General features: G+C 58.5%; 10 protein-coding genes and 2 pseudogenes. 5 read left to right on the top strand and 7 right to left on the bottom strand.

What is annotated here, in order from left to right; translation table 11 throughout:
- Positions 1-70: 70 nt before the first annotated feature.
- From qhpG to AB4N42_RS14495, 5 genes and pseudogenes are all read right to left on the bottom strand, one after another.
- Positions 71-1366: a flavin-dependent monooxygenase QhpG gene (qhpG, locus tag AB4N42_RS14515; RefSeq protein ID WP_122568231.1), complete on the bottom strand. Its 1296-nt coding sequence runs from the start codon at positions 1364-1366 to the stop codon at positions 71-73.
- Positions 1363-2040, bottom strand: a complete 678-nt coding sequence (gene qhpE / locus AB4N42_RS14510) for a subtilisin-like serine protease QhpE (protein ID WP_122568230.1) — start codon at positions 2038-2040, stop codon at positions 1363-1365. The genes qhpG and qhpE overlap by 4 nt, the downstream gene beginning before the upstream one ends.
- Positions 2030-3748 carry an ABC transporter ATP-binding protein gene (locus AB4N42_RS14505; RefSeq protein ID WP_122568229.1) on the bottom strand — a complete coding sequence of 573 codons (1719 nt, stop codon included), beginning with the start codon at positions 3746-3748 and terminating at the stop codon, positions 2030-2032. Before AB4N42_RS14505 ends, qhpE begins: the two co-directional genes overlap by 11 nt.
- A complete protein-coding gene (locus AB4N42_RS14500) occupies positions 3748-5652 on the bottom strand; it encodes a sigma-54-dependent Fis family transcriptional regulator (protein WP_460116393.1) in 1905 nt (634 codons plus the stop codon). The genes AB4N42_RS14505 and AB4N42_RS14500 overlap by 1 nt, the downstream gene beginning before the upstream one ends.
- 366 nt (positions 5653-6018) lie before the next feature.
- A pseudogene (locus AB4N42_RS14495) lies at positions 6019-6372 on the bottom strand (cyclase family protein); the annotation flags it as partial.
- 195 nt (positions 6373-6567) lie between these two features.
- Between AB4N42_RS14495 and AB4N42_RS14490 the strand changes: the two are divergent.
- Positions 6568-6858 carry a type II toxin-antitoxin system ParD family antitoxin gene (locus AB4N42_RS14490; RefSeq protein WP_460116355.1) on the top strand — a complete coding sequence of 97 codons (291 nt, stop codon included), beginning with the start codon at positions 6568-6570 and terminating at the stop codon, positions 6856-6858.
- 2 nt (positions 6859-6860) lie between these two features.
- Positions 6861-7217: a type II toxin-antitoxin system RelE/ParE family toxin gene (locus AB4N42_RS14485; RefSeq protein ID WP_068934520.1), complete on the top strand. Its 357-nt coding sequence runs from the start codon at positions 6861-6863 to the stop codon at positions 7215-7217.
- A 671-nt stretch (positions 7218-7888) separates the two neighbouring features.
- On the opposite strand, the gene AB4N42_RS14480 is transcribed toward AB4N42_RS14485, so the two are convergent.
- Positions 7889-8593, bottom strand: coding sequence for a methyl-accepting chemotaxis protein (locus tag AB4N42_RS14480; RefSeq protein WP_460116392.1), 705 nt, complete (start codon positions 8591-8593; stop codon positions 7889-7891).
- Between the two features lie 201 nt (positions 8594-8794).
- Positions 8795-9679: pseudogene (locus tag AB4N42_RS14475) on the bottom strand (cache domain-containing protein); the annotation flags it as partial.
- A 730-nt stretch (positions 9680-10409) separates the two neighbouring features.
- Between AB4N42_RS14475 and AB4N42_RS14470 the strand changes: the two are divergent.
- Genes AB4N42_RS14470 through AB4N42_RS14460 form a run of 3 tightly spaced genes read left to right on the top strand, consistent with a single transcriptional unit; the run spans position 10410 to position 11885 of the window.
- Positions 10410-11054, top strand: a complete 645-nt coding sequence (locus AB4N42_RS14470; protein ID WP_460116354.1) for a TVP38/TMEM64 family protein — start codon at positions 10410-10412, stop codon at positions 11052-11054.
- 4 nt (positions 11055-11058) lie between these two features.
- Positions 11059-11442, top strand: a complete 384-nt coding sequence (locus AB4N42_RS14465; RefSeq protein WP_354336474.1) for a nuclear transport factor 2 family protein — start codon at positions 11059-11061, stop codon at positions 11440-11442.
- Between the two features lie 56 nt (positions 11443-11498).
- Positions 11499-11885, top strand: coding sequence for a nuclear transport factor 2 family protein (locus AB4N42_RS14460; protein WP_460116353.1), 387 nt, complete (start codon positions 11499-11501; stop codon positions 11883-11885).

The raw sequence follows: 11885 nt of genomic DNA, 5'->3' as shown, positions 1-11885 counted from the left end.
TTGGAATTGTTTTCGACGCAACTGTGAGAGCGAGCTTGCTCACGATAGGCCAACCCAGGCACCCCAAATATCAGGGCTTGAACCCCTGCCCCAGCAACCAGCTCCGAACCATCCTTCCCTGCTCCACTGACAACCCCGTCAACACCCGCTCGACCGGCTCGCTGCGCAACCGCCGCACCAACGGTGCCAATTCCACTCCTTGCACATGCCAGATCCCCAGCGGCTGATCCGCCGTGATCACCACTTCGGCCTCATCCACGAATCCATCCCTGAGCACCGGCGCAGACTCAATCTTCAAAGCGGAAAAATCCGCCGCGGCGTGGGCGACCTCAGCATCCGGCCATTGCCTTCGCGCCTGCCAGAACGGCTGGTCCGGCCAGCGCTGCTCATCGGCATAGAAGTCCCGGCCAATGCGCGCGAAGCGTAAAAACAACTGCTCTACCCGCTGCTGATGAAAACGCTGTGCCAGCAACCTCCGTTCAGGTTTGCGCAACAGCGTGTTGATCACCGTTGGCGCCTGCAACGCCGAAGACAATGACTGAAAGATGCCATTCCCCGACAGCGGATCCACCGCCATGGCGGCGTCGCCCACACGAATCCAATGGTCGCCACAGACCTGCGGACACAAAATCGCCGTGCTGCTTCGGGCATGCAGGTGCAGATCGGTTTGCGGTTCATCCCCGAAAAACGCCTGGGTCAATGTCGACTGCTGGAACCGCTGGCGGCAGTAATCGAGCAACAGCGCCTTGCCCGGCAACTCGGCACTGGCCACGTCCACTGTCCATTGCCAATAGCACTGGCCGTCGGCCCGACGCGCCATCCAGGCCCAGCCGTCCACAAGGCTTTCCACAGCGCTGGCGGTGATACCCGGCGTACCTTGCCAGCGATTGAGCAGACTGACTGTCTCTGGTCCCCGCAGGCCTTTGCCAAGGGCCGGTGCCTGGCGTCCGCGGGCCTCCACCAGGAAATCCGCGAGCAGCGCGTCACGCCCTTGCAGTTCGATTCGATGCCCCGAAGCATGCGACTGCACCGTCAGCACTCGGCCCTCGATCAATTCAACGCCGGCCAGGCGCAAGTCCTCGCGCAAGCCGCGATCGAAGCTCGGGCGATCCAGCAAAAATTCGATGTTCTGAGCATGCTGCTGACCGTTCCAGGACACCTGTCGCTGGGAAGGCTGCGCCGCATCCGTCAATGCTTGATGCAGCCCCGCACCGCGCAGTGCCTCCAGCACCCGCATGGACACCCCTTCGAGCGCCGCAAAGCGCCGCCACTCACTGACCAGCGTGACGGGGTATCCAAGCCGCCGCAACCCCAGGCCCACCGCCGCCCCCGCAGGCCCCGCGCCAAGAATCACAATCGGCTTCATGGGCCGACGCGCCGTTCAGGGCCGTGATAATGGGCGTTTTTTTGCAGCCACTCGACAATCTGTTCGTTGCTCGCCTCGGGATTTTCAACGAGAAAACCCACAATATGCCCGCTCAATGCCGCACAACCGAGGCTCGCACCCGACTGCCCCGGGTAGGTACCGTAAACACACCCGGCAAAATCTGCCTGGGCGCTGTCGAGCCACGACCATTGCTGCTCGGTGCAACGAGCGTCGCCGGTGACCCGCAGCACCTGCGGATAATCCGCCGGGAACACCCCTAAGCCCTGAGCCGGGCTGGACGCACACAATAGAATGCCCTGCGCCACCGCTGCTGCGCAGGCTTCACGCAACAAGCTTCGATCCTGCCGCAAACCGAGGCTCAGATTGATCAACCGCACGTCCTGCGCCACCAGCCAACCGATGGCGGTAGCGATCTGCAAGGCGCTGGTGACGCCACGCTGGTCGAACACCTGGGCGACGCAAAAAACCGCCGCCGGTGCACGCCGGCTGATGGCCTCGATCACCGCACTGCCATGACCTAGCGGATCGTCGCGCAAATCGCTTTCGGCCAGGCCATCCTCCCGCAGCGAGAACCGTCGACCGGCAATCACCCGCACTCGTTGCGCTGCGCAATGACCACTGTCCACCACCCCAATCCGCAGCTCAGGCCTCATGCTGCACCGTTCTTGACGTAAGCACGCCATCCAGCAGTTCAAAGCACAAATTGGCATCGGCCAGGGTCGAGGGGCGATGGCTGATCAGGATCCGCGTACGCCCGGCGAACAACCGATCGATGGACGCGATCACTTCGCGCTCGGTGGCTTCGTCGACCGCCGAAGTCGCTTCGTCCAGCACCAGGATCAACGGATCCTGCAACAGCGCCCGGGCGATGGCGATGCGCTGTTTCTGTCCGCCGGATAACTGCTGGCCACGCTCGCCCAAAGGGCTGTCGAGGCCTTCGGGCAGTGACTCGATCAGGCTGTCGAGCTGCGCCAGCCGCGCCACTTCGGCAATCGCTTCGCGACTGGCGTCCGGCACCGCGTAGGCCAGGTTGTCGGCGAGGCTGCCGCGAAACAGCACGATGTCCTGACTGACCACGGCGATCCGCCGACGCAACTGGAACAGGTCCAGTTCCCGCAGATCGACCTCCCCCAGCAAGACCCGACCGGACTGCGGATCGTGGTGCCGCTGCAGCAGATCGATCAGGGTCGACTTACCGACACCAGAGCCGCCGCTCAGGGCGACTTTCAAACCATAGGGAATTCGCGCTTGAATACCACGCAAGGTGGTCGGGCGACCGGGGTGGCTGAAGTGCACGTTGTCGAAACGCAGTTCGCCAGAATCCGGCATCGGCTGCGGCGCAACAGGGGTGAGTACAGTCGGCTCTTCACCGCGCAGTTCCATGACCCGCCCAAGGCTCACGGTCATCCGCTGAATCGCGACGTAGAGCCCAAGCAGGCTCTGGACCGGGCCGACAGCCATGCCCAGATAGGTGGAAAACGCGATCAGCGCGCCCAACTGCCAAGTCCCTTGCACTACCCAGTATCCGCCAATCAAAAACGCACAGGCCCGCGACAACGATGTCAGCGTGCCGGGCACCGCTTGGGTGAAAAACTCAGTGACTTGCAGGCGCAGGAGCTGACTCATATACCCTTGGCCCAACGTCTCCAGCCGCCGCGCCTCGCGCTGTTGCTGACCGGCGGACTGAATGAATTTCATCACCGGCAAGGTCTCGACCATGAACGAGGACATGTCCGCGGAACGCTCGCGCAACTGCCGCACATCGCGCTCGACCTTGCGCCGCATCCAGCGTAGCCAAAGCACGTCGAGTGGAATCAGCACCAAGGCCAGCAGCGACAGCTGCCACGACAGGGTCACCAACATCGCCACGGCAACCACCAGGCCAATCACGCTCGACACCGCCGAGAACAGCGAGTCCACGGCAAAGCGCTGGATCTCCGCGACATCGCCATCCAGACGCGACATCAGATCACCGATACGCCGCTGGCCGTAGAAACCCGGCGAGAGCGTCTGCAGATGCCGATAAAGGTCATCGCGCAGGGCAAACAGAATCCGTCCGGATAATCGCGTGTGCAGGTAACGATTGATGCCCGACAGCGCCGTCCCCAACAACCCGGCGACAATCATCAACCCGGCGATCAGCACCAGCATCGCAAAATTGTGCGCCAACAGGCCGTCGTCGATCAGCAGCTTGGTTAGCCATGGTTGCACCAATACCAGCGACGAGGCGCAGACCGACAGCCCAAGCAACCCGGCAATCGCCAACCGGTGCGGGCGCACGAAGCTGTAGAGCCAGCGCAGCGCCGCTTGCAGGGCCGCGGGGTTCTGGCTGTCGATCAGCCGAACGATCAACCGCAACATCACGAACGCAACAGTTTGAGCTTGCGATACAGGGTCGCGCGGCTGATACCCAGGGCATCGGCGGCGGCCGAGACGTTACCTTGATGCATGTCCAGGGACTGGCGAATCAGTTCCAGCTCATGTTCACGAATACTGCCGCTCTGAGGGCGTTCGCCGACGCTCAGTTCGTCGAGCATACTGTCGGGCAGATGGTCGAGGGTGAGTAGGGTGTCCCCCGGCTCACGCATGGCCAGCGCGGTGCGCAGGACCATTTCCAGTTGGCGGATATTGCCCGGCCAATGATAACCGCCTAGCAGGCGGGTCAAATCGTCATGCAGGACCACCGTCGGCGCGTCGAGCTTGGCCAGCAAACGATCGACCAGACCATTGAAGTCGTCGCGCTCGCGCAGGGCCGGGAGCATCACGCTGATGCCGTTGACCCGATAGAACAGATCCTCGCGAAAATGTTTGTCTTCCACCAGACGCTTGAGGTCGCGGTGCGTGGCGCAGATCAGGGCAATGTCGATCTCTTGCTCTTCTCCAGCACCCAGCGGCGCGACCTTGCGGTCCTGCAATACCCTGAGTAAACGGGCCTGCAAAGCCAGCGGCATGTCGCCGATTTCATCGAGAAACAACGTACCGCCGTGGGCCTGTTGCAAGCGCCCTACCATGCCGCCCCGACGCGAACCGGTAAAAGCGCCTTCGCGATAGCCAAACAGCTCCGACTCGATCAGGCCTTCGGGGATGGCTGCGCAGTTCACCGCGACAAAAGGTTTGTCGCAGCGCGTTCCAGCCATATGCAACGCTCGGGCAATGACTTCCTTGCCGGTGCCCGTTTCGCCCAGCAGCAACACTGGCAATTCATTGGCCAGGCCTTGGCGGGCCATGCGCAGCGCCCGGGCGTAACGAGCATTGTTGCCAGCCAGGGATTCAAGATCGGGTTGCGGTTTAGCGGTTTTAGTCGGGGTGCGCGATGGCGTGCTGACATTGATCAAGCGCTGCGGCGCGCGCAGGGTTTTGTAGAAAAATTCACCCTTGGCGGTTTGCAGACTGCCGATGCCGCTCTGATGCAAACGCGATAACAGCTGCAGGCCATCGACACCCAGGAACTCTTCACAGCGTCGGCCAACCAGCACCGAACGCTCGGCATGGAGCAACTGGCACGCCTGGGCGCTGACCGCAAGGATCTGTCCGCCGAGACTCACCGCGAGCAAGCCCTGCCAAGGGGATTCAAGATATTGCCGACGGCTGTGGAAGGCGAGGACGATCTGGTCCGGGTAACAAGCGTTGAACACGCGGCTTTCGATCTGGCTGACGGCCATGGTCAGCAACGCGGTGCTGTCGTGAACGCGGCCGAGCGGGCCTTCGCGGGTCAGGTCAAGGACCCCAAGGATGTCGCCCTGCGGGCAATAAATCGGCACCGAGGTGCAGGAGAAATTGGTCAGACGGTCGAGGTAATGTTCGCCGCAATCAATCATCGTTGGCCGGGCTTCCACCAGCGCGGTACCCAGCGCGTTGGTGCCGCGCGCCGCTTCGCTCCAGCAAGCGCCCAGCGTGATGTCTTGCAGCCCGCTCCCTTTGAAACCATCGGTGCGCCCTTCGGCGGCAAGGATGGTAGCGTCGGAATTGGCGAGGATGATGAGCCCTTCCTTGCCCTGGCGTTCGGCCAGATAATCGATGGCCGGCGTCGCCGCATCGATCAACAATCGATTGCTTTCCAACAGCACTTCAAGGCTCGCGTTCGATTCCAGCGCCAGTTCTTGCTTGGCATTGAAATGCACGCCATGGCTGAGACTGCGCCGCCACGACGCATCGATTTCCGCACGCAACACACCATCGGGAACGGTGCCCTCGAGATGCAGTTTTTCCCGGGCCAGGCGGGCTTCGCGATGAAGTTTGGGATGAGTTGTCTTTATCAGCATCAGCAAGCGCTCCGGATCGGTCCGCCCTGCGCCCTTCTGAGTTCAGCGCCTTGTTGCCATCTTTACGTTAACGTCAGGGCATTGGCAAGTGCGTTACGGCATTTCTAATGCTTAGGGGACAACGTGACCATCCATCGCCCGACCAGACGACCAATGGGCTTTCCCTTCAGAAGTAATAGACGACGTTCGTTACGATGACGAACCTATACGAGTAGCTTGTCAGGCCCAAAGCCCCCCCATGCCAGCCCCGATAACAGCATCGTGGCCGCTTTCCGGGTGTCTTTCGAATGGAACGGCCAAGAGTTGATGATCATGAGCCGCGCCATGGAGTAACGTGCGAATCCAGACTTGACCGACATCGCAACAACTCTACCTGTAGATGATCGCCACGGCGCGAACGAAACCTGCCGAGGCATGCTTGATCTTATACGGAAAGCAGGACACCTCGAATCCGTGGTCCGGCAGACTCTCCAGATTCGCCAGCTTTTCCATCTGACCATAACCAATGTCACGACCGGCCTTGTGTCCCTCCCAAATGATCGAGGCATCGCCGCTGGCAAGAAAGCGCTCGCGGGTTGACTTGAAGGGAGCATCCCAACTCCAGGCATCAGTGCCGACCACTCGCACGCCACGTTCGAGCAGGTATAGCGTGGCCTCGCGGCCCATCCCAATGCCGGCATCCAGGTAACCCGGTTGACCGAAGATTGCCCCGGCACGCACGCTTCTGGGCGGATCTGAACCAGGGAAAAAAGTCTTTCGATCATCAATGAACCACCTAAAATCGCTTGGCTACGAGGATTGACTGTAATTAACGAAAATCACCGGATAGAGATCCAAATCTCAAACGATGTGTTCGTGGGCAAAATGGCATAATATGCCAATAATCAAAAACCTGTCTGCCCAAAGCTGGAGCTAATTATGGCGACGCGAAACGTTGTGCTCACCCCTCACCAGGAACAGGTTATCCATGACCTGGTGCAGTCCGGCCGTTATCAGAATGCCAGCGAAGTGATGCGAGAAGGTGTGCGTCTATTGGAGCAGCGCGTCGCCGAAGACACCGCCAAAATTGAAGCCCTGCGTCAGGCGACCTCGATCGGCATCATGGACCTTGAATGCGGGCGCTTTACGCGGTTGAACGAAGGGGATTTGGAGCACTACCTCGAGGGCTTGAGTCTGGAGGCAACCCTCCCCGCGAGCGAGAAACACTGAGCATGCCGCAGTATCGGATTTCCAACGCGGCGCGCGCCGATATTGTCGACATCCTCAGGCTCTCCCAGACGCAGTTCGGCGATCAAGCACGCCAGCGCTACCAGGCACTGATCCTCGCGGCGCTGCAAGCGATTGCCAACACGCCTTATCGCGTTGGCAGCCACGACCGCGATAAGCTTGCACCGGGCCTTCGCAGCTATCACCTCGTCTATTCACGCCAGCAGGCCAAACAACTTCATGGAGTGGTCAAAAGTCCGCGACATATCGTGTTCTATCGTGTGGGAGACGGCGACGTGATTGAGATCGTCCGACTCCTCCATGACGCCATGGAGGTGCCGTTGCATCTGCCCAACGATTGACCACAAACGCCAAAGGCATAAATCCCAGGCACAAAAAAGCCACTCATCTGAGTGGCTTTTCTGTGAATCTTGGAGCGGGAAACGAGACTCGTATCTGGTGTCCGACTCATTGAAATCTAAGGGGTTTCTTTTCTTGCCGGAGCAGGAAAAGACTTGATTCTGGACTTGTTTTTGAAGGCTATCAAGGGTCAAGAGGGGTGGCTTCGGTGCATGAGACTTGCTTCGTCCCGGCCAATTGGACGGCAAGCAGTCTCACAGGGCCTGAACACGCATCGACCGAGATCTGATGGATGATAAGGCATAGCCTCGGATACTAGCGGTGGGTCGAGAGCCTCCATGACATTGTTAATGCATTGTTCTGGCCGACGGTGCTGCTCGTGATCTATCGCTTCAGGTTGATTAGCTTCTGAGCTGTGGTTTGCCCACGAAACACCATAAGGACGGGCCAAGCCAACACTTTCCCCCAGATAGTGTTGCCCTTTGCGTTTGATTTTTGTAACCGCAACGTGGCTCACATCTAAAGCCGAGAGGGTTTTATGTTCAGTGCACAGGCATCGGTCACAACACTGAGTTCGTTCGCACCGCGCTGAAGTCGCCCGCCTGGTATGAGTAACCGATAGCGCGACACAAAGAGGGTCAATGCCAGTATTGGCCCTCACCCTACTCGTCTATCAGGTACGGAATCGTCGGACCAGGCTGTCCAGTTCAGCGGACAACCCGGCCAGGCCTGAAGAGTTCAACCGCGCCGATTCGGCGAGCTCTGCAACACGTTGCGCATCACCATGGATCTGGCTGATATGCAAGTTGATGCCTTCGGCGACCTGATGTTGTTCTTCGGCCGCCGTGGCGATTTGAGTGTTCATGTCTCGAATCACATCCACCGAATCGCGGATAAGCCCAAAGCTGGTGCGCGCCACGCCAATACGGTTCACCGACTGTTGTGAGACATTCAGACTGGCACGCATCTGGTGCGTGACGACGCTGGTGCGTTTGGCCAAAGTGCCCAGCAGACTATCGATCTCTGCAGTGGAGTCAGCCGTGCGCTTGGCCAGTGCTCGCACCTCATCGGCGACTACGGCAAATCCACGCCCTTGCTCCCCAGCTCGCGCGGCCTCAATGGCGGCATTCAGCGCCAGTAGATTGGTTTGCTCGGCGATCGAGCGAATGGTGCCCAGAATCGACTGAATATCATTGCTGTCACGCTCCAGTTGTTGCATCGACTCGGCTGACTTCTCGATTTCATGACTCAGTTGATCAACGCTGCTGACCGCAGCATCGATCTGCTGCTGCCCTTCGCGTGCCTTGATCCAACCGCTGTCAGCCGACTCAGCAGCCTGGCTGCACGCACGTGCAATCTCGTTGGCGGTGGCAACCATTTCATGGAACGCGGTTGAAACCATATCCACAGCCTCACGCTGCCGCCCGGCGACGTCAGCCATGTCACTGGAGACCTGTGTAGAGGCCTGGGATGTCGTCAGAATGTTATGTGCGGCCTGGCCGATGCTGCTGATCATGTTGCGGATGGCCGCCAGGAATTGGTTGAACCAACTGGCCAACTGCGCCGTTTCATCATTGCCGCGGATGTGAAGACTTTGTGTGAGATCGCCATCGCCTTCGGCGATGCCCTGCAAGCCGCTGGCAACGCTGCGGATCGGCCGTACGATCAAGCCTGCGAAGCTCGCGCCAACCAGGGCAAACACCAGCGCCAGCACGCCGGCAATGATCGCAATCACCCATGCCAGGTGGGTCGCCGAGCTCATCACCTCCTGTTGTTTGATCAGGCCAACAAAGCTCCAGCCCAATAGCTCGGAGGGCCAAACGTTAGCCATGTAACGCTCACCGTTGAGCTCAACTTCAAACGCGCCTTTTCCAGACTTGGCCAACTGTTCATAGCCGTTGCCGATCTCCGTCAGGGTCTTGAAGTTATGCGCGGGTTGCTGAGGGTCAACCAAGACCTTGCCGTCGCGCTCGACAAGCATCAGGTAACCGCTCTCGCCGAGTTTGATGTGCTTGATGATTTCGGTGAGTTGCTGCAGTGACACGTCGATACTGATCACGCCGCTGTTGGTACCCAATTGGGTATCGATGCTGCGAACGACGCTGACATACACCGCATCTTTAGGCGCGTAGTAATAAGCATCGGTACGCAGGGTTTTGCCTGGATTGCTCAACGCAGACTTGTACCAAGGCCGCTCGCGAGGATCGTAATTGGCCCGGTTCGGATTGTCGGGCCAAGACACGAAACCGCCGGAGCTGTTACCGAAGATGATATTGGAGTAAGCCGAATGGCTATTGGCCAAGTGCGCATAAAAATCGAAGATCTGCTTATCCAATGCGCCTTGCGCAATGGTCGGGGCGTTGGCACCGCTGTAGTTTTTCAGGCTGCCGTCAGCGTTGCGCAATAACGGCTGAGAAGCGAGGTAGTCGACGTTCTGGCGAATACCTTCGAAATACAACTGCATGGCCGTGTCGACCTGCCTTATTTCGCGGCTGCTGCCTTCGATAAAATCATCGTGCGCATCGCTGCGCAAATCCAGCACGACCAATGTTGCAATCAGGCAGACAGGCAAGCAAGCAAGCGATGACCACAAACGCCCAGGTCAATTTCTGTTTGACGTTCATCTGCACTCCAGAATGGGATCGAGTCATTTTTATAAGAGGTGCGTAGAACGAAGTAGCCCTGGAAAGGAAGCGACATGGTTACGCGAGCATTAGGACAGTAACGGGCACTCGACAATAATAAAAACAATAATATTTACTGTTTTATACAAATAATATTGATCAGAAACTCACATCCAGGGACGTTGAAAATCAGCACTGTACGGATTCGAACATTGCGCTGTCGCACGATAGACAAGGCTTCGCCAGTCAGCGCACCACAGGCTCTTTGTCCCTCGGGTCTAACGCGCGAAGTCCCCGCCTTGTAGGTGCCCATAGCGCTGTAAAAACAGGTGCCCTGCGCGTAAACCTTTTGCGTCATGGTGTTCTCCCGCAGGTCCTCAGGTATTGGCCGTAAAGTACCGTCGAACGCCCACTTCGTACCCCGCCAACATCGACAGCAAATTACTTGACACTAACTGTAGTGATCGCTATAGAATGAATGCAATATGTAGCGACCGTTATTTAAATAGCCGTCTGTGATGCGCTGGACGGGTAGCATCCCGACCGACCGAGAAGAATGGGATAGGCAAAGTGATAGAGCTGGCCGTACACGACATCGCGCAATGGATCGAAATTATTCGCTCGCTCGGCGCCGTCGGGATTGCGCTCTATACCGCCATATTTGTGGTCGCCACTGTCGCGTTTGTGCCTGCCTCGATGCTCACGGCGCTTGCAGGTTTTTTGTATGGCCCGATGTGGGGAACCCTGCTCATCTCGCCCGCTGGCTTGCTATCTGCAACGGTCGCGTTCGCCTTGGGCAGATCGCTTCTGCGCCCTCGGGTCAAACGACACCTGGCTAACAGCCCCAAATCAGCGGCGGTCGACCGCGCTATCGCGTCAGGAGGTTTTCGGATTGTTTTCCTCTTACGCCTGGCGTCCATCGTGCCGTTCGCTCCGCTGAGCTATGGCCTCGGAGCCAGCCGAATCGCCCGCCGAGATTTCATGCTGGCGACTTGGTTCGGCCTGCTTCCTGGAACATTTCTGTACGCGTACCTGGGCTCTCTGGCGGCTGATGTCGCACAGATCATCAGTGGCGAGGTAACAACCAGTCGTTCGACTCAAGTGATGACTTGGGCGGGTTTGGTCGTTGCATTAATCGCACTGCTGACCATCGCTCGATATGCACGCAAAGCAATTAACCAAGCCCTTGTTCAACCCTTTTCAAACCAGGAGTAGCCCCATGAGCAATCCCACTTACGTCGAAGACTACAACGCCATCGTCGCGGTGCTTAACCACTATAACGAAGGTGGCAGGCAAGCCAAAAGCAGCCTCATGAAACCTGCCTTCAGCGAGCAGGCAACCATCTTTGGCGTGGATGGCGAAGGTCAACTGACCGGTGGCCCGATTCAGGGTCTGTTCGACATCATCGACAGCGCCTTCCGCCCTTCACCGGAAGCCAAAGGTGCCATCGTCAACGTCGATATCGTGGGCACCGCTGCCAGCGCACGTATCGATACCAATGACATTTCCGGCTTCTGCTTTACCGACTTCTTCAACCTGCTGAAGGTTGATGGAAAGTGGACTGTCGTCAGCAAGATCTACCACACCCACGTAGCTCCTTAACCCACCCGTTTGAACCGCGCCCCGGTGGCGCCACAAACATGCAAAGGAGTTTGACCATGAGCAAAAACATCAAAGCGGTACCGACCCAGGATTACAACGCAGTTGTCGCCGTGGCCCAGCAATACGCTGACGGCCTGCGTGTTGGCAGCCCGGAAATTCTGGAGCAGGCCTTCCACAAAGAAGCTGTGATGTACGGTTTCACCAACGGTGAATTGTTGGGCGGCCCTATCAGCAACCTGTTCGATTTCGTCCGCACGAATGGCAAGGCCCCGGATATCAGCACACGACTGAACGTGCTGGCGATCACCCCGACCACTGCCGTGGTTCGTGTGGACATGGAAAAGGACGCGATTGGTGCCGACTACAACGATTATCTGACGCTGATCAAAATCGACGGCACCTGGAAGGTAATCGCCAAGGTTTATCACCAGTTCGAAGGCTGA

The organism is Pseudomonas sp. H2_D02 (genome assembly GCF_054677635.1).
Note: the sequence above shows the minus strand (reverse complement) of the source record. Positions and strands in the feature narration are given on the sequence as shown.